This is a genomic window from Rhodohalobacter mucosus (assembly GCF_003150675.1).
GTDB classification, from domain to species: Bacteria; Bacteroidota; Rhodothermia; order Balneolales; family Balneolaceae; genus Rhodohalobacter; species Rhodohalobacter mucosus.
This window is the reverse complement of the sequence record NZ_QGGB01000001.1, coordinates 218,671-236,501: the sequence shown is the minus strand read 5'-3', so window position 1 is coordinate 236,501 and position 17,831 is coordinate 218,671. Positions and strand designations below refer to the sequence as shown.

Sequence of the window (17,831 nt, the reverse complement as noted above, 5' to 3'; positions counted from 1 at the left end):
GCAGAGGTTCCGAGCAGAAAGTGCCGGATTATATCATGGAAATAGAGAACGTGACAGTCTTTTCTGAAGAAGATTTTGAAAATGCAGATACCATCAGGCTCATTAAGGACCAGGAGTTCGGAGACAGTGATGATCTGTTTTTTGCCAATGTCAGGGGGTTTATTACAGACGACTCAGGCAGGGTTTATATTTGGGATATTGCGCCGGGGACATTAACAATCCATCTGTTTTCTTCTGATGGGGATTATATAACGAGTCTTGGCAGAAGTGGCCGGGGGCCGGGAGAGTTTAACAGTATATGTTGCTTAAACGTGCGTTCAAATAGGCTATATGTAGTTGATATAGCATTATCACGGATTACCACATACTCAACAGACTCTTTTGAATTACTGGAAACGGTCAGTATCGATCTGAACAACTTAAACAGTGCCGGTCAATTGAGTGGCAAACGATTTTGGAGGCACTATTTCATCGATGATGAAACAAGGCTCCTTGCATATAAAGCCCCTCAAAGAGCCTTTGAAGATACGCCCGCAACAATTCACTACTTCACCGCTGATAGTGCTTATCAAGAGTTGGGAGAGGAAGTTCTAAAACAAAATGAGGTACTGGAAAACTGGGGAGATTCGAATATGGGCAGCATTATGAAACAGTTTTCTTTTCAGAAAAAACCATTGATTACCGTTACCCCCACCGGTCGGATTTTCATTGCTGATTCGGATGAACTTTTCATACGTGAACTGAATAAAGAGGGGGATGTGATTGAAGGGTTTTATTATCCTGTCCCAAGAATTCCCGTAACAAGAGAGGATGCCCGAAATTCTGCAAACAAAATGACAATGGACATAGCTGAAAGTGTAGAATTACCAAAAGTTTGGCCGATAATGCAATCCATGTGGTCTGATGACAATGAACGATTATGGATTTCAACATTTACAGAAACAGAAGATGAACTTGAATGGTGGGTTATTGAAACTAATGGAGAGTTGATTGGGAAATTTCGTTGGCCCGGAGATCGGGAAGCCCCTCCGTATATCAATGGAAGTACATTTACACACATCCAGGGAGATTATTTCTACACCCGGGAAGAGGATGCAGAGACCGGGTTACAGACGGTTGTTCGTTATAGAGTTGAACGAGTAACGGAATAAGTAAATAACAAAATCTTACTTTTGTATAATTAGTTAGTGCACAATGGCCCTTAAATTATTTATTCTATACGTATTACTAGGATTTAGTACCCAGGATAATGAACATGACAAGTCAGTTCAACCGGTTTCCCTGCATTTGGAGACGGTAATTGCTGATAGTGATGATGCCATATTGGGGAGGTTTGGAGGGGCTGCCATCATGGGCGGCGGAGAGATCCTTTATACCGATATGGATCAAAAGACCATCCTGGTTTTTGACAAGGAAGGAAAATACATGACACGATTTGGGCGCTCAGGCAGGGGGCCCGGAGAATTTCAAACCCCGAGAAATATTACCACAGATCAGGATGGTTATATTTATGTGGTTGATAGCAGAAACCTCCGCATTTCGATTTGGAACCCCGACTTCAGCTACTCTACGGACATACCCTACAGAGCCGGAGCAGGAACCCAATTCATTCAAGCCAACAGGTCACTGTTTATTTTTACAAGGCCATTTGCTCGGTTGCCCAGCGGGTTCGATAGAGTGACAATTTCGGAGATTGATAGGAATACCGGACAGGTGTCACCCTTTTTTACTTATGTAATCAGGGATTGGTTTGATGTAAATCGCCCATTTGACTCGGGCAGTAACCTTGCCATAACGGATGACGGGGTCATCGTTGCCTCCGGAATGATAGATCAATATCCGATAAGACTTGTCAATACTGAAGGAGAAGTAATCAGGGAGTTTGGAAAGAGCTCAAAGGTGGTCTACTACTCAGAGGAGGAGATGCAGGTACGAATTGATGCTGCCAACAGCATTCATCCGGAGTATGCGGCCAGGATTGCGCAGGGACGAAAGTTCAAGCATATCTACAGCAATATAGAAATCTGCGACCGTAACTGGTTGTGGGTACATCGAAATAAGGAGTTTGGCGCACGGGATGAAATCGATATTTACAGCCTCGACGGCGAGTATGAAACCATGGTAACGATCCCGCCCTCAGAGAATGAGCTGCAAATGTTGGGCATTTACGGTGATAAAGTATTGTTTCATGTAACTACCCCGATTGGAGAGGTAAGGCTCCATGTTTATAAGATCAACTATTCGAATATATAGATTACACTTGGCATAGAGCATCATTCTGTGTTTATCTGAAAAGATAATGAACGTGTTTAATCCGGAGACGCCAATTGGAGAGATAAATAGAAACTGCAACTTAACTCTTAATTGATAAATTCAGCATTATTGCTGGATAGAATCCATCAACTTGATGACTTTTATTGGGCGAAATCATTCTCCCTCTACTGCCAATACGATCAAATGGACTGCGGCTGCATACTCCGTTCTGATATTCTTTCATGGCTGCAGCAAAACCGGGATACTGTATAATAGCCACAGCTCATCATTTCCCCGCGAAGTGAAACACGGAAGGGAATAAGTATCCATCTTTTCTCCGTGCCTCTGTGGCAACCCCTCAAATCTCGCTATGAAGCCCCACACAAAAACCTCCGCGCCCTCCGTGCCCCCGCGGTGAGACTTCCAGACAGGCGACAGAGTCTTTAATCTTAATTAAAAGCCTGTCTTGTAGAACATCAGGCTCTCATTATCGTTAATGAGAAAATTTAAGTACATTTTGTTATGAAAACGCTGACGATAAACATACCAAATACTGCCGATATCGATGACAACGAGGCGAGAATGTCATTGGCGTCCAAATTGTATGAAAGAGGGAAACTGACGCTGGGTCAGGCTGCTGAACTGGCCGGATATTCAAAAGAAACCTTTATGGAGCTGCTTGCCGATTATAATGTTTCAGTAATCAATTATTCTGCAGACGAAATGGATGAAGATATAAAAAATGCCCGGCGTCATAGTTTGTGATACTTCAATATAGCCACGGCTCATCTTTTCCCCGCGAAGCGAAACACGGAAGGGAAAAATTATATATCCATTCTCCGTGCCTCAGTGGCAATCCCCACAAATCTCACCATGAAGCCCCAATAAACTCCGCGCCCTTAGCGCCGTTGCCTGCCCCGAGACTTCGGTGGCGGTGAACCAACCTTGCTTTAAAGCGTAAACACCAGTCCGTTCTTGAGCTCGTACGTCAGGTTCGGCACATCGATCACCGGATCCGTGTCGTACATCAAGGTAAAGTTCACCCGAAAGCTGAGCCGTTCGCTGATGCGCAGGGTAAGGCGGTTTTCGGATGTGACGCGGGGCTCAAAGAAGCGGTCGGGCCGGGCCTGGTAGTAGCCGATCAGTGTGAGTGACGCCTGCGGGTTCAGCTGACCGCGGATCACCAGGTTGCTGGTGCTTTTCAGGAAGGTGTTCTCCACCGTTTCGGTGTCTGAAAGTTCCCATTCCTCATACTCGGCCATGAGTCCGGTTGAAAATGATCCGCTTATACTCTCTCCATTTAGAAAATTATAGCGCACACCGGCGCCTGCAAGCGCGCGGTTTTTCAGATCCAGGTTGTTGTTGTACTGGTACTGGGTGAACAGCTCCGGGGACAGTGGTTTTTTTCGAAGGAGTGTTGCGCGCAAATGCGAATACCCGTCACTCACCAGGGGATTTCCGTCCACCGTAACGATATCCAGCTGTGTTAGGAGAATGTATTGGTGGAGGTGAGAAAAATAGGAAGCATTTGCCTCGCCGCCGGTTTTGAGAACGCGGTCGTTGAACTTGTTCAGGGAAAGGTCGAAGCCCAGTTCCCCGACCCAACCCGTGGTATCCGAGTCGGCCCGGACCTGCTCCACGTTGAGAACTTGGGCGGTAGCGGGAAAGGTTATTGCCAGGAAAAGAATGGGAATAAGAACAGAGATGCGATGCATTGGAGAGGGGATTGATTATTTATTATTGATGATTGATTATTGGGGGGGTGGTTGGTGGTCTATGGTCTATGGTCAATAGATTTCGATAAAATACTGATAATTTTGAATGTGATTTGCGGGGAAATCATTCGATTTTTCAGTAGTGAGTAGTGAGTAGTGAGTAGTGAGTAGTGAGTAGTGAGACGGGGAGAGGATCTCTGATTGGAGATATGCGAACTCTGATCTCTGATTTCCAACAACTTTTACCTGCACCCTGCACCCTGCACCCTGCACCCTGCACCCTGCACCCTGCACCCTGCACCCTGCACCCTGCACCATGCACCAACTTATATATTGATCATTGCAGGTTGCGCGATTGAACATTGCTCAGCGCCACAGCATCATCTTCATACAAAACACGCTGCCGCCGCTCTTGATGAATTCATAGGTGCTGAACTCGTGTACGGCAAAGCCGGCGTCGCGCAGTTTTTTGTTCACGTCGGTGCAGCCCTGCTGGATGAATACGTTCTTGCCGTCGGGACACGCGGCGTTGACGGCAAAGAGTTTTTCCGCCTCATAGGATGTGGCCTCAATCACGTTTTTGTACAGAGCGTGAATCAGCTTCATTCCCTCATTGGTAAATGCGTCCGGATATACCAGAACCGTCTTCTCATCGAGGGAACAGAAACAGGTATCGAGATGGTAAAACTTGTCATCCACCAGTTCGAGGGCGATCACGGGCGTATCCAGCAGCCGGGAGACCTCTTCATACGCTTCAATGGACGAACGGAACCCGTATCCGCCCCACAGCAGCCGGCGGCGGAAATGCCAGATGGCATCGCCCATGCCTTCAAAATCGGATACTTTCTCCGGATCGAGGTGCAAAATTTCATAATCCTGTGTGCGATACCACGCCTCAATGGCATCCACCTCCTTTTTGCGCTGCTCGGCGTGCATGATGCTCATGATTACCTTCCGTGTGCCATCCGTATCGATAAAAGGGAGGCTCTGGTTGGCGCAAAATACCATATCGGGCATGCCCCGCATCCCGTCGAGCATGTGCACCCGGAACCCATGTTCTTCATAGGCATCGGCCAGGTGCTCCCACTCATTCTGGGCCTGCATTTTGTCCACCCGGCCAACATGTCCCTTCATATGGGGATTTATGACGTACTCCACGTCGAAATAGGTCGGCTTTACCATCAGCACTTCCGACGGTACGGGCATAGCCTGCAGATCCGAAATTGTGAAATCAAGCTGATCAGCAGAGGTATATATGGATTGCTTTTTTGTCATGGCAGATTTTAATGATAGACAGGCCGCTGTTCTTTTCCAAAACAGGGACCATGAAGATAAGGGAAAACGGTATGGTGTTAAAGTGTTAATGTGACAACGTGTTTATATGTTTGGGTGGTCAGTTGTTTGTTGTAGGTTGTTCACGGTTCACGGTTCACGGTTCACGGTTCACGGTCGCCGGTCGTCGGTCCCCGGTCTTAAGTTTCACCCACCGACTCCGCTCAGGGCATACTTTTCACTTTTCACTTCTGCCTTATGACTCACACACTATAATAAATCGCAAGTCACTAGTCGCCGGTCGCAAATCACATATTATTTCCTTTATCGGTTTCTCTGTTCATCCGTTCATCCGTTCTTCTGTTCCGTACCCTGTCTTCTCTAAGAGATTCATTGTACTTTACATCCATGATCCTCAACCCCGACATCCTCACCCGCCTGGCGCCGCTTGAAATGAAGGCGCGGACCATTGTGGAGGGATTTATCTCCGGCCTGCACCGGAGCCCGTATCACGGGTTCAGCGTCGAGTTTGCGGAGCACAAGCCGTACAACCAGGGTGATGAGTTCCGTCATATTGACTGGAAGGTGTACGGCAAAACGGAGCGTTTTTATATAAAGCGCTACGAGGCCGAAACCAACCTGCGCGCCTACGTGGTGCTTGACGTGAGCAGTTCCATGCGTTTCAAATACTTTGCGGAGTGGAGCAAGCTGCAATATGCCATTCACCTGGCCGGTTCGCTCATGTACATGCTGCATCGCCAGCGGGATGCATGCGGACTCACCCTGTTCGATGAGGAGATCCGCGAAATGCTCCCTGCAAGGTCGTCTTACAGTCACCTTAGGCTGCTCTACACCAAACTGGAGGAGCAGCTGGAGAGGGAACGCAATGAGAAGGAGGATGAGTACGGAACCCGGCGCCGTTCGTCCGCATCAGCAGAAGCGCTTCATCACCTGGCCGAAAGGCTGAAGCACCGCAGCCTGGTGATTGTGATGTCGGACCTCTTTGAAAACGTGGAAAACCATGAGCCGCTGCTGTCGGCACTGCGCCATCTTCGCCACAAAAAACATGAAGTGCTGCTGTTCAACATACTTGAGCACAAAAGCGAGCGCGAACTCGATTTTCCGGACGGCAAGTTTCTTTTTGAGGATATGGAAACCGGTTCCGAACTCGAGGTGATTCCCGCACAGGTTCGCGAGGAGTACAAGCGAAAGGTAAAAGAGTACACCACCCAATTTAAGATCGCATGCAACGACTCCCGCATCGATTTCGAGGAAATAGACACCATGAGCCCCTTCGATTTGGCGCTTCTGGCTTATCTGAATAAGAGGAAACGATTAGGGTGAGTACTTGGAGTTAGGAGTCATGAGTAGTGAGTACTGAGTATTGAGATAGGCTAAAAAATCGCCAGTCACAAGTCGTCAGTCATCAATCAACACCCGTCTCCTGTCTCCCGTTTGACGTTTCACCATTGCCCGACACACTGACATACTTTAAAGCGGCGCTGGAAAGCCATAGTTCTATTTGGTATCAGGATGCGCCGCCATTGTAATATCGTGCCATTGTCATCCCAAGTGAAACCGGTCCGGATGCTTTTTCCGGAGCGGTGGAATCGAGGGATCGCCGAACCCGTAAGAAGTGGGAATTTGCCAAAGTTTGCCCCGTTGCACGATTCGGGGATCCCTCCGCTCCACCGTTGGCTTACGGTTCCGGTCGGGATGAAAGCTGTGGGTTTAGTAATGGACGGCGCGCTAGATTTGGTGTGGAATCGGGACTGTTCCTCGCCGCCAAACATTCATAATCTCCTCGGCCTTTGCCCCGATCCCGAACATTCGGGAGGAGCGATGGAAACAGTACGAAATATTCAACCGAGCAACCGAGCAACCGAGCAACCGAGCAACAGACAAACCGTACAACCGATCAACCGAGTTAATGGCCTATCTCAATAAGAGGAAAAAACTGGGTTAAAGCAGTGCCTGGAGTTAGGAGTACTTGGAGTTGGGGAGTACTTGGAATTTGGTGCTTGTTATTTGGAACTTTACCCTTCTCGGTTCGTCTGTTCGTCCGTTCTTTTGTTCCCTCAGGTCACCTGCACTTTTTTCAAGATCATATTCAGCAGCCGTGGCGAGAGGCGTTTTACGTAAACAGACAGGATTTCAGAGCCGCCGATATAGATCTCTTCTTTCTTTTTGGCCAGTTTGGGCAGCAGCTTTTTGGCAAATTCGTCGGCCGGCATGGCGCTTTTCTGGGCCTTTTCCATCTTGTTGTATTTGTCGCCGTCGCCTGTAAGGGCATTTACCGTGACATTGGTTTTCACAAAGCCGGGGCATACCAGGCTCACGTCAATATCGTGTTCATACACCTCCTGCCTGAGGCAGTCGAACCAGCCGTGCAGCGCGTGCTTGGATGCCGCATAGGCCGAGCGGTACCGGGTGCCAATCTTGCCCATCACGCTGCTGATAACCACAATATGTCCGGAGTTTTGCTCAATCATATGCGGCAGCACCGCGTTGGTGAGAGCTATGGTTCCAAAAAAGTTCACCTCCATGATTCGCCGCACGGTCTCCATGGAGGTGTTCACCGCATAGGCTCGCTGACTGATACCCCCGTTGTTGATCAGCATATCGATGGAGCCGAACATGGAAAGGGCCTCTTTAGTTTTGGCGTTCAGACTCTGTGTATCAGCCAGGTCCAGCGGCAGGATGCGAACGCTCTCATCAGGATTCTCGCACGCAATCTTAACCCGTTCCAGTTCTTCAGGCCTGCGTGAAGAAAGAATTAAGTGTGCCCCTTTTTTGTTAAATTCGTACGCCAGTGCTTCACCGATACCCGATGAGGCGCCGGTGATCCAAATGACTTTTTTTTCTGGGCCCATGGTATTGTTTGATTCAAGTAGTATTGTAAATGCAACACGTTTCAACCGCGATGTCGAAACGGGAGTTGCCCGTCGGCCGATAATCCAAGGTAAAAACCGTACCCTTTAAAAGCTATCATCTGCATGCAGCCGAAACAAACCATTCTATTAGTTGAAGATGAGCAGGAGCCGGCCGAAATGCTGGCCAATTTTCTGGAAATGAGCGACTACCGCGTGTTACTTGCGCGCGACGGCCGCGAGGCGCTGGATATCATCGATAAAGAGGCCGGCGACATCCAGGTTGCGGTGCTCGATATCATGGTTCCGCACGTAAACGGTAAGGAGATCTGCAGAGTGATTCGCAAACACCCCGTACTCAGCGATATTCCTGTCATTTTTCTTACGGCCAAAGACAAGGAGAAGGATGAAATAGAGGGGCTGGAACTTGGAGCCGATGATTACATATCCAAACCTGCCAGCCTGAAACTGGTGAAAGCGCATATCGAATCCCTGTTGCGGAGGCAGCATCCCAAAAACAGCAAATGGATCCAGCACGGATCTCTCTACCTGGATACGGCGGGCAAAGATCTCTATTCAGGCAATCAGCGCATCGACCTCACCTCCACGGAGTATGCGTTGACGGAGCTGTTTTTCCAGAACCCGAAAAGAGTGTACACCCGTCAGGAAATCCTGGAGCATATCAGCGGGGACGATCGCTTTGTATTTGACCGCACGGTGGATGTGCACATTAAGAATCTGAGGCTGAAACTGGGGGAAGATGCCGATATGATTAAAACGTACCGGGGAATGGGGTACGGAATGAACCGGGACCTGATCAATTAACTGAACCGAACCCGCCCATGAGCATCCGCGCAAAACTGGCATGGACCTTCATTCTCTTGCTGATTTTCGGTATCACGGCCATTAGCAGCTACTCTATTCTCTTTATCAGAAATTATCTGCTGGAAGCGGGAAGAGAGCAGATTATCAACGATTCCGAGTGGCTTGCCATTACCATCCAGAACCTGCAGCCCGGCCCTGGCTTCGACACCAACCTGAATGAAGCCGCACGAACCTCCGGCTATCGCATCGCTGTGTACGATGAAGAGGGCGTACTCTTTGCCGAGGTTCCCTACAGCGCAGAGCTCCAGGCGGCAGAAGTTCTGAGCGAAAACATCCTTCAGATGATCGCCGACCGGGAAAGCACCTATCTGCCGGACTCAGAGGGCAGTGAGCGGCTCGAAACGTACCGAAGCCTGGATGCGGATCAGAATCCGGCCGCCTACCTGAAAGTGAGCATCCTGAAAGACCGCCTTTACGAGCCGATTAAAACGATCCGGTGGATTATATACAGCGGGATGTTTATCTCGATGGGGCTTGTAATCCTGGTAAGCATTCTTTTTTCCAGATACATCTCACGTCCCATACTGCAGCTCGAGTCGGCCGCCAGGGATATTGCGGGGGGAAACGTGAACCGTACGCTCAATCTCGACCGCAAGGACGAATTCGGTGATCTTGCCGCTTCCCTGAACAGGATGGCTGAACGTTTTCGCTCCGACAATGAAGAGATTAAAAAACTGTACGAAAAGCAGAGGCAGTTTTTTGCGGACATTACGCACGAAATACGTAACCCGCTGCACACCATTGCCGGCTCGCTTGAAATGCTTCAGATGCAGAGCCTGGATCCGGGCAAGCGTGATCACTACCTGCAAACGGCGATGCGCCAAACCGAACGAATTAATCGGCTGTTCAAGGATCTGCTCACACTTCAGCGGTACGATTCCGACAGCTATTTTATTGAAAAGAAAACATTCGACCTAAGTGAGATAATAAGGCATGTCGTTGAACTCTATCGCGACGAGGCGCGGCTGAAGGGCCTCTCACTACGATACGACGAAGCTCCGCATACCGTGCATGCCGACCCGGACAAAATTGAGCAGGTGATCGAAAACCTGGTTTCAAACGCCGTGAAATATACCGCTGAAGGAGAGATCGGCATTGTGGTCGATGAATATGAAGACAGCGTGAGCGTTGCGATACGCGATACCGGGATCGGAATATCACCTGAACACCTCGAACGGCTGTTCGACCGTTTTTATCGTACGGACAAGGCACGGTCAAGGGATAAGGGCGGCACGGGACTTGGTCTGGCTGTCGTGAAGAGCATCCTGAATGCTCATGGCACGGATATCAGAGTAAAAAGCAAACCGGGCGAGGGCAGCGAATTCAGCTTCGATCTTTCCCGGGGCTGATAACACGTCCATAAATGAAAACGGCTGCGAGCCCTCCCAGCAAAGGAGCAATCAGATAGACGGGGAGATAGTAGTAGGAGTAGCCGTTGTTCAGCGTGTCGGCAACAATAAACATGGTGGTGGTAACGGGATTCAGCCCCATGCCGGTAATCGGTATCGTAATCATGTAGCAGGCCCCAAACACAAGGCCGATGACAAATCCGAATGCGGGATTTTTCCTCCTTCGCGGAGGATACATCATGCCCAGGTACGTCAGCACAAATAACAGTGAGAGGATCAGCTCAAGCGCGATAAATCGAAGTGTACCCACAGAACTTTCAGGCATCGGCGCATAGGTACCGCCTGTAAACCACCATAAAAAGACCACAGCGGGTACTGCACCGCTTAACTGCGCCATCAGGTAGCTCCAGAGCTGCCTCGTGCTGATTTCATCCCTCGCCCAGCAGGCAACAGAAACGGCCGGATTCAGGTGCGCACCTGAAGCATCCGAAAAAAGATAGACCAAGGTGCCGAGAATCAAACCGATGGCAAGAGGACTGGATGTGAGTCCGATTGCAAGCGTTAAAAAAAGTACCCCGATTAGCTCGGCCTGATATTTTTGCATGAAGAACAGTTCAATGAGCAGGTAGCGACCCGAATCTACTTTGAGCTGCACCTATAATGCAAATATTTATATTAATCGTTTGTTTAACTTTGTTAACAGCTCATCTCATCAGGCGTGAAGCGGTTTCGGCAGGGCGGGATCATGAATTTGCTCTTCACGATTGCTTCACAAAAAAACGGTTTCTTTGACAATTGAAGCCTTATAAGACTAAAACAGCCATTTCTGATAAATGTCTATGCGTATTGGAGTAGTACTGATGAACCTCGGCGGTCCCACCCATGAGGACAATGTGAGAATTTTCCTCAAAAACCTCTTTCGGGACGAGGATATCATCAAGCTCGGAGGCGGGGTCACTCAAAAAGCTTTTTCGAATGTGATCTCCAAATTCCGTGCGCCAAGCGTGGCTGAAGATTACAAGGAAATTAACGGATGTCCGAACGGCTGTACAGGGAACAAGCACTGCTTTAACCGAAAGAATAAAGTTGTTTCTGACTGCTGCTCACCGATTAACGGATTGACAGAAGCGCAGAGAAGAGGCCTTGAAAAATATTTCAAAAAAATTATGCCCGGGCATGAGGTTAAAGTCTACACCTGTATGCGCTACTGGCTTCCATTTGCAGACCAAGTGATGGACGACATGGTGGAAGACGGTATTACTCATACAGTTTTGATGCCGCTCTATCCACAGTTTTCATGGACCACCACCGGAAGCAGCTTCCGCGACTGGGAAAATGTGGTGAAGGAGAAGTTTCCCGACGGCAACAAGCCCTGGAAGGAGTTTCATGTGAAGAACTACTACCATAATGAAAGCTACCTGGGAGCGATTAACGCGCGGATCGATGAAGCGCTTGCTGAGATGGATGAGGAAACCCGCAAAAAAACGCATTTCATTTTCAGTGCTCACGGAACACCCCTGCTGGAAGTACGAAGCGGTGATCCCTACACGGTCGAAATTAAAGAGACCATGGAAGCCGTGATGGCCCGCAGAGAGGAGAAAAATTCCTATTGGCTCAGTTTTCAGTCAAGAGTGGGTCCCCAGAAATGGACGCAACCCAATACTGAGGATCTGGTGGAGAGGCATCTCGAGTATGGAATCAAAAATTTTCTTATGATTCCGATCGCGTTCGTGACCGATCATATCGAGACGCTATACGAGCTCGGGGTGGAGCTCGTTGAGGATATGGAAGAGGAAGGTTTTGAGTTTGAGAACTACAAGGTGATGAATGGATTGAACGACCATCCGGGATATATCAGGGCGCTGGCCGAAGAGACCGTCAATGTCCTGAAGCATGAAATTTCCGAAGGGGCCGTTCAATGGGATCAGCAATCAGACGCCGTGCCCGAAAATGGCAGTGCACGTCGCGAAAAGTCAGCAGTTAAAACGTAAGGGATGGTTCATCCGACAATTAAGGATTTTACGGTTATTGGCATCAATCACTGGGATGCTCCGGTGGAGGTGCGTGAAAAATTCAGCCTTGGACGGCACGGGCGCACCATGCTTCTTGACGGCGCCTGCAGGGAGGGCATCAACAGCCTCTTTGTGATTTCAACCTGCAACCGCACCGAGATTTTTGCAGAAGGCGCCACCACACGCGAGCTCATCCGCCTTCTTACTACCTACTCCAAGGGGACCCTCGACGAATTTCACCGCTACGGTTTTGAAATGGAGGGCGAACGTGCGGTAGAACACCTGTTCCGTGTTGCAACCGGCCTCGATTCCCAGATTCTGGGCGACCTGCAGATTGTAAAACAGGTGAAGGAAGGATACGACTATTCCGCATCACGCGACATGGTCTCAGGAGAGTTTCACAGGCTGATGCAGCACGTTTTTCGTGCACACAAGCGCTCCAGGAACGAGACCTCGCTCGGCAGGGGGGCGGCCACGGTGGCGTATGCGGCGATACAGTTTGCCATGCGTACATTCGATAACCTCACCAGTAAGAATATTCTGCTTGTCGGAACCGGCAAAATCGGAAAGGTGACCTGCAAAAACCTGGTGAACCTGGGCGCCAGCAAGCTTACGCTGGTAAACCGCACACGCGACCGTGCAGAATTTGTTGCAGATAAATTCAACCTGGAGGTGGCCGACATGGACCATCTTCCGGAACAGATCGCTGAAGCCGACCTGGTAATTGTGGCTACCGGAGCTTCCGAACCGGTGATCTGCATGGAACACATGGAACCGTCGCTGAAAGACCCGAAGTTCAGGGTAATGCTGGACCTTTCCGTTCCCCGAAACATCGATCCAGAGGTTGCTTCACTCCATTTTATCGATGTTGCCAACATGGATATGCTCAGCGATGTGACTGATGAGGCATACAGGCAGCGCGAGCAGGAGGTGCCGGCTGTCAAAAATATCCTCGCTGAAGAGTTTTCCGACTACAAGCTGTGGCTCAATGAGCAGCGGGTAGTTCCGACCATCAAGGCGCTTACCAGGAAATTTGAAACCATTCGCGAAGATGAGCTCAACTTTTTCCGTAACAAGATCGAGACCGACGATTACGACAAAATTGAGAACCTCACCCGCCGCATTGTCAACAAAATTGCGGCATACAGCATTGAACATCTGAGAGATCACCACAATTCGGATGAGGTGGCGGAAATGGTGGCGCGTATGTTCAAGCTGGAATCGGAAAACAGACATGAGTGACGCTTCCCCGATCCGGATTGGAACGCGCGACAGCGAGCTTGCAACCTGGCAGGCGCATCAGGTGGAAAAAGAGCTTCAAAAACAGGGTCACCCCACAAAGATTGTATTTGTAAAGTCGGAAGGCGACCTGGATCTCACCACACCGCTGACTGAAATGGGCGGGAAAGGCGTATTCACCAAAGCACTCGATGATGCGCTTCTGAAATCACAGATAGATGTAGCGGTTCACTCCTACAAGGATCTTCCAACCGATAACCCGCTTCCACTCGCCGTATCCGCCGTGATGGAGCGGGAGGACCCGCGCGACAGCCTCGTGGCTCCGAAGGGAACGGGTTTTTTGAATGATGACAGCATCTCCGCGATCATCGCCACGAGCAGCAACCGCAGGAAGGCTCAATGGCTTCACCGTTATCCGGGCCATGAAATTACCAATATCCGCGGAAACGTTAATACGCGCCTCCGGAAAGTGCGTGAAAATGAATGGCACGGCGCGATCTTTGCGGCGGCAGGACTGAAACGGATCAGCCTCGACCATCATATCAGCGAGTACCTCGACTGGATGGTCCCCGCGCCCGCACAGGGAGCCATGGCGGTGATGGTTAGGGAAGAGGATGAGCGCATGATTGAAATAACCTCTATTCTGAATCATAAGGAAACAGAACTTTGCACCCGACTGGAACGTGAACTTCTGAACGAATTGGAGGGCGGCTGCAGCGCCCCGGTAGGTGCTTTTGCGTGGATAGAGGGCGACGAGGTTATTCTGCACGCCGTAGTGCTGAAAATTGACGGGTCACTGCAATATGATATTGAAGTAAAAGCGCCGGTGGAAGAGTCGGAAGAGATGGGGCGACATGCTGCACGCAATTTGCTTGCACAGGGAGCGGATAAGCTGGTTGAGGATATGAGGAAACAACAGTAGGAAGTGATGCTTCCGGTCACTCTCTAAAAGAAAAGGGGTCATTCAACCCAAACCAACAACAATGTCTGCAACCCAATCCATACTTGTTACCCGTGAGATGTCGGATGATCAGCGAGAGCTGGCGAAGAAAATCGGCCTTGTCCTTGTTGAAATGCCGGCTATCTCGATCACCTATCGGGACAACTGGTTGTCGGTTCAGGATACAGTACGCCGGGCAGGTAAAATGGTAATTGCTTTTACCAGTGCCAACGGCGTCAGAGGGTTTGAGCGGTTCCGCCGGGCCGGGCTGGATCTTCCCGAAAACCTGCGTGTCTATGCCGTGGGAGGAAAAACAGCTGAAGCACTGTTTGAAGCAGGCTGGGATAAAAAGGATATCCGGACTCCGGAGAGGCAGGATGGCGTGGGGCTGGCACAGCTGCTCGCGGATGACTTTCTCAACGGTGAGGTTCCTGCGGATACCGTGGTACTTCACTTCTGCGGAAACCGGCGCAGGGACGAATTCAGGCAGTATCTTAAAGAATCAAACGTACAGGTCAGGGATATAGTGGTGTATGCCACCGATCTCAATGAGATGGAACTGCCCGACAACCTGAACACGTTTGAAGCAATCCTGTTTTACAGCCCAAGCGCGGTACAGGCCTTCCGGAACAGCGGTGGATTTACCCGAAACGGATTGCCGGAGCTCTTTGCGATCGGTTCAACCACAGCTGAAGAACTCAGCATCGAATCCGGGAAGCATGTTCATATCTCCCCTCAGCCCGATACGGAAATGTTTTTAAAGTTTGTGGCCAAATTAATGGAGGATATTTGAAACTAAAGGAAGAAACCAAAAAGTCCCCTCTCGAGAGGGGATATAGGGGTGTGTTCAACCAGATTGAGAATTGGAGCAGAGCTCATCTCCGAAATGTGAATATCCCCCTTTTCCCATAGGGATCCCCACGGGATAAGGGGGACAAATTCCCAAACATTTTATAAATACCTGAATTAAATAAATCATGTCACACAACTTCCCCGAACTCAAAAACGACCTTTTCCTCCGCGCTCTTAAAGGAGAAGAGGTGGAGCGTCCGCCGGTATGGATGATGCGCCAGGCCGGACGCTACCTGCCGCAGTACATGGTGCTGCGGAAAAAGTACACCTTTTTTGAGCGTGTGGAGACGCCGGAACTGGCCTGTGAAATCACCATTCAGCCGATTGATGAGCTGGAGCCGGACGCAGCCATCATCTTTTCCGATATCCTCACGGTGCCCCAGGCGCTCAACATCGATGTGCAGATGGTGCCGGGCAAGGGGCCTGTGATGGGAAACCCGATCCGGACGGAAGACGATGCGTTTGCCATACTTGCAGAGGACGTGGCGCAAAAGCTGCAGCATGTAATGGACGCCATCACCCTCACCCGGAAGGAGCTGAACGGACGAGTACCGCTGATCGGCTTTGCCGGCGCTCCATGGACCCTCTTTTGCTACATGGTGCAGGGCGAGGGATCCAAAAACTTTGATAAGGCGAAAGCCTTCCTGTTTCAGCATCCGGATGCATCGCGTCATGTGATGAAAGAACTGACCAAAGCCACGATCGACTATCTCCGGGCACAGGTGGACGCCGGTGCGCAGGCGGTTCAGGTTTTCGATTCCTGGGCCGGGCTCCTGAGTCCCGACGATTTCAACGAGTGGGCCATGCCGTACCTGATGGAAATTACGCACGCAATCAGGGATGTACCCGTGATCCTGTTTGCCAAAGGCGCGTGGTACGCGCTTGAACGGCTCAGTTTTAAAAGCGGAGCTGCGGCGCTTGGCCTGGACTGGACAATCTCCCCGGAGTTTGCCCGCCTGAAATCGCGCAGTGAGATTACGCTGCAGGGTAATTTCGATCCGACGCACCTGCTGGCACCCATTCCCGAGATCCGGAAGCAGACCCGAAGGATGATCGACCGTTTTGGAGCCCGGCGCTACATCGCGAACCTGGGCCACGGTATACTGCCCCACGTACCGGTAGATCACGCCAGGGCGTTTGTGGATAGTGTAAAGGAATATGGGAGTGGAGAGTGAAAAGGCAGAAGAGTAATTTTATGGGTTTTTAAGCCATTTAAAGCATGATATGTAAAGTCCCCTCTTGCCCCGAAGGGATCCCAATGGGAAGAGGGGACCGATTTGAGACAGATCGCAAAGCGATACTGTCGAGAATCAGGGGTGTGTTTAGAAAGGCTCGGTAGCCAATAAATTAACTCACTCCTTGCTTTACTAAACAGCACTCTGTGATTTGGGTTTCTAATTAACCCTAAAAAAAGAATAAAACGACCAATGCCAACAACCAAAGAATCTTTTACCCAATACATCCACAACCTGCAGGATGAAATCTGCTCTGCGCTGGAAGAGGTTGACGGAAAAGCTGCGTTTCGCGAGGATAACTGGGAGCGTGACGGAGGCGGCGGCGGACGAACCCGCGTGATTGAAAAAGGAGAGGTATTTGAAAAAGGCGGGGTGAATATTTCAACCGTGCACGGAGAGCTTCCTGATCCGATTAAGAAGCATTTTAACGTGGAGCAGGGGTGGTTCTGGGCCGGGGGCATTTCATTGGTGATTCATCCAGAAAGCCCGATGGTACCCACTGTTCATGCCAATTTCCGCTATTTTGAGCTGTATGAGGATGAGCAGATGGAAAACGTCTCAGACGCCTGGTTTGGCGGCGGGGCCGATCTGACGCCCTATTACCTGTGGGATGAGGATGCGGAACACTTTCACAGGGTGTTCAAAGAGGCGTGCGATCCGCATGGGAAAGACCTCTATCCGAAATTCAAGCAGCAGTGCGATGACTATTTTCACAACTCCCACCGGGGTGAGGCAAGAGGAATCGGCGGACTGTTTTTTGATTACCTGCGCGCCGATGAGAAACGGTCCATCGGTGACTGGCACTCTTTTACTACCGATATTGGAAAAGTTTTTCTGGATGCCTACCTGCCTATCGTTCGCAACCGGGTTCATGAGCCCTATAACCCGGCCCAAAAGTACTGGCAGGAGATACGGCGCGGGCGGTATGTGGAGTTCAACCTGATTCACGACCGGGGAACGCTCTTTGGGCTGAAGACCAACGGCCGCATCGAATCTATCCTCATGAGCCTGCCACCGCAGGTGCGATGGGATTATGATTTTCAGCCGGCAGAAGGCAGCAGAGAGGCGGAACTTATTGAGGTGCTTCAGAATCCCAGGGAGTGGGCCGAATAGGATGAGTGATGGACGATTTGTGACTTGCGATGTGTGATTTTATTTGCCTTAAATAAACTGGATCTCTGGTTTATGACACTCATCCAGTCCGCCGGT

Annotated in this window: 16 protein-coding genes; 12 read left to right on the top strand and 4 right to left on the bottom strand. The window is 50.1% G+C overall.

All coding sequences use genetic code 11. The features are described 5' to 3' along the window. The first annotated feature begins 35 nt into the window (after positions 1–35). From DDZ15_RS00980 to DDZ15_RS00970, 3 genes are all read left to right on the top strand, one after another. Positions 36–1,151, top strand: coding sequence for a 6-bladed beta-propeller (locus tag DDZ15_RS00980; protein ID WP_158278571.1), 1,116 nt, complete (start codon positions 36–38; stop codon positions 1,149–1,151). Positions 1,152–1,287: 136 nt separating this feature from the next. Further along, positions 1,288–2,253 carry a 6-bladed beta-propeller gene (locus DDZ15_RS00975; protein WP_158278570.1) on the top strand — a complete coding sequence of 322 codons (966 nt, stop codon included), beginning with the start codon at positions 1,288–1,290 and terminating at the stop codon, positions 2,251–2,253. Between the two features lie 522 nt (positions 2,254–2,775). Next, the gene (locus DDZ15_RS00970) at positions 2,776–3,018 is read left to right on the top strand and encodes a UPF0175 family protein (RefSeq protein ID WP_109643941.1); all 243 of its coding nucleotides are present in this window, start codon (positions 2,776–2,778) and stop codon (positions 3,016–3,018) included. 185 nt (positions 3,019–3,203) lie between these two features. Here DDZ15_RS00970 and DDZ15_RS00965 read toward each other — a convergent pair whose 3' ends face one another. Both DDZ15_RS00965 and DDZ15_RS00955 read right to left on the bottom strand, forming a co-directional pair. Next, entirely contained in the window at positions 3,204–3,968 is a 765-nt protein-coding gene (locus tag DDZ15_RS00965) for a DUF481 domain-containing protein (RefSeq protein WP_109643938.1), read from the bottom strand. Between the two features lie 366 nt (positions 3,969–4,334). Beyond that, positions 4,335–5,243, bottom strand: a complete 909-nt coding sequence (locus tag DDZ15_RS00955) for a dimethylarginine dimethylaminohydrolase family protein (protein WP_109643934.1) — start codon at positions 5,241–5,243, stop codon at positions 4,335–4,337. Between the two features lie 405 nt (positions 5,244–5,648). On the opposite strand from DDZ15_RS00955, the gene DDZ15_RS00950 reads away from it, so the two are divergent. Beyond that, positions 5,649–6,584 (top strand): DUF58 domain-containing protein, encoded by a 936-nt coding sequence (locus DDZ15_RS00950; protein ID WP_109643932.1) that lies wholly within the window; start codon positions 5,649–5,651, stop codon positions 6,582–6,584. A gap of 734 nt (positions 6,585–7,318) precedes the next feature. Here the strand turns inward: DDZ15_RS00950 and DDZ15_RS00940 are convergent. Beyond that, the gene (locus DDZ15_RS00940) at positions 7,319–8,113 is read right to left on the bottom strand and encodes an SDR family oxidoreductase (protein WP_109643928.1); all 795 of its coding nucleotides are present in this window, start codon (positions 8,111–8,113) and stop codon (positions 7,319–7,321) included. Positions 8,114–8,236: 123 nt separating this feature from the next. Between DDZ15_RS00940 and DDZ15_RS00935 the strand changes: the two genes are divergently transcribed. Both DDZ15_RS00935 and DDZ15_RS00930 read left to right on the top strand, forming a co-directional pair. After that, complete coding sequence (locus DDZ15_RS00935; protein ID WP_109643926.1) at positions 8,237–8,935, top strand: response regulator transcription factor; 699 nt, start codon at positions 8,237–8,239, stop codon at positions 8,933–8,935. A gap of 17 nt (positions 8,936–8,952) precedes the next feature. After that, positions 8,953–10,344, top strand: coding sequence for a sensor histidine kinase (locus DDZ15_RS00930; RefSeq protein WP_109643924.1), 1,392 nt, complete (start codon positions 8,953–8,955; stop codon positions 10,342–10,344). On the opposite strand, the gene DDZ15_RS00925 is transcribed toward DDZ15_RS00930, so the two are convergent. Beyond that, entirely contained in the window at positions 10,319–10,999 is a 681-nt protein-coding gene (locus tag DDZ15_RS00925; protein ID WP_109643922.1) for an MIP/aquaporin family protein, read from the bottom strand. The two genes, DDZ15_RS00930 and DDZ15_RS00925, sit on opposite strands and share 26 nt — an antisense overlap. A 178-nt stretch (positions 11,000–11,177) precedes the next feature. On the opposite strand from DDZ15_RS00925, the gene hemH reads away from it, so the two are divergent. From hemH to hemF, 6 genes are all read left to right on the top strand, one after another. Beyond that, the gene (hemH, locus tag DDZ15_RS00920; protein ID WP_109643921.1) at positions 11,178–12,335 is read left to right on the top strand and encodes a ferrochelatase; all 1,158 of its coding nucleotides are present in this window, start codon (positions 11,178–11,180) and stop codon (positions 12,333–12,335) included. A 3-nt stretch (positions 12,336–12,338) separates the two neighbouring features. Continuing rightward, entirely contained in the window at positions 12,339–13,598 is a 1,260-nt protein-coding gene (gene hemA, locus DDZ15_RS00915) for a glutamyl-tRNA reductase (RefSeq protein WP_109643919.1), read from the top strand. Next, entirely contained in the window at positions 13,591–14,517 is a 927-nt protein-coding gene (hemC, locus tag DDZ15_RS00910) for a hydroxymethylbilane synthase (protein ID WP_109643917.1), read from the top strand. Before hemA ends, hemC begins: the two co-directional genes overlap by 8 nt. Before the next feature lie 61 nt (positions 14,518–14,578). After that, on the top strand, positions 14,579–15,328 hold the full coding sequence (locus tag DDZ15_RS00905; protein ID WP_109643916.1) for a uroporphyrinogen-III synthase: 750 nt from the start codon (positions 14,579–14,581) through the stop codon (positions 15,326–15,328). A gap of 184 nt (positions 15,329–15,512) precedes the next feature. Then, the gene (hemE, locus tag DDZ15_RS00900; RefSeq protein WP_109643914.1) at positions 15,513–16,562 is read left to right on the top strand and encodes a uroporphyrinogen decarboxylase; all 1,050 of its coding nucleotides are present in this window, start codon (positions 15,513–15,515) and stop codon (positions 16,560–16,562) included. Positions 16,563–16,814: 252 nt separating this feature from the next. Beyond that, complete coding sequence (gene hemF, locus DDZ15_RS00895) at positions 16,815–17,735, top strand: oxygen-dependent coproporphyrinogen oxidase (protein WP_109643912.1); 921 nt, start codon at positions 16,815–16,817, stop codon at positions 17,733–17,735. The last annotated feature ends 96 nt before the right edge of the window (positions 17,736–17,831 follow it).

What these genes read in the sequence shown, in the direction of transcription:
- DDZ15_RS00955 (WP_109643934.1), bottom strand. Translation starts at nt 5,243, where the DNA reads ATGACAAAAAAGCAATCCATATATACCTCTGCTGATCAGCTTGATTTC.
- DDZ15_RS00980 (WP_158278571.1), top strand. Translation starts at nt 36, where the DNA reads ATGGAAATAGAGAACGTGACAGTCTTTTCTGAAGAAGATTTTGAAAAT.
- hemA (WP_109643919.1), top strand. Translation starts at nt 12,339, where the DNA reads ATGGTTCATCCGACAATTAAGGATTTTACGGTTATTGGCATCAATCAC.
- hemC (WP_109643917.1), top strand. Translation starts at nt 13,591, where the DNA reads ATGAGTGACGCTTCCCCGATCCGGATTGGAACGCGCGACAGCGAGCTT.
- hemH (WP_109643921.1), top strand. Translation starts at nt 11,178, where the DNA reads ATGTCTATGCGTATTGGAGTAGTACTGATGAACCTCGGCGGTCCCACC.
- DDZ15_RS00940 (WP_109643928.1), bottom strand. Translation starts at nt 8,113, where the DNA reads ATGGGCCCAGAAAAAAAAGTCATTTGGATCACCGGCGCCTCATCGGGT.
- DDZ15_RS00965 (WP_109643938.1), bottom strand. Translation starts at nt 3,968, where the DNA reads ATGCATCGCATCTCTGTTCTTATTCCCATTCTTTTCCTGGCAATAACC.
- hemE (WP_109643914.1), top strand. Translation starts at nt 15,513, where the DNA reads ATGTCACACAACTTCCCCGAACTCAAAAACGACCTTTTCCTCCGCGCT.
- DDZ15_RS00930 (WP_109643924.1), top strand. Translation starts at nt 8,953, where the DNA reads ATGAGCATCCGCGCAAAACTGGCATGGACCTTCATTCTCTTGCTGATT.
- DDZ15_RS00970 (WP_109643941.1), top strand. Translation starts at nt 2,776, where the DNA reads ATGAAAACGCTGACGATAAACATACCAAATACTGCCGATATCGATGAC.
- DDZ15_RS00935 (WP_109643926.1), top strand. Translation starts at nt 8,237, where the DNA reads ATGCAGCCGAAACAAACCATTCTATTAGTTGAAGATGAGCAGGAGCCG.
- DDZ15_RS00950 (WP_109643932.1), top strand. Translation starts at nt 5,649, where the DNA reads ATGATCCTCAACCCCGACATCCTCACCCGCCTGGCGCCGCTTGAAATG.
- hemF (WP_109643912.1), top strand. Translation starts at nt 16,815, where the DNA reads ATGCCAACAACCAAAGAATCTTTTACCCAATACATCCACAACCTGCAG.
- DDZ15_RS00905 (WP_109643916.1), top strand. Translation starts at nt 14,579, where the DNA reads ATGTCTGCAACCCAATCCATACTTGTTACCCGTGAGATGTCGGATGAT.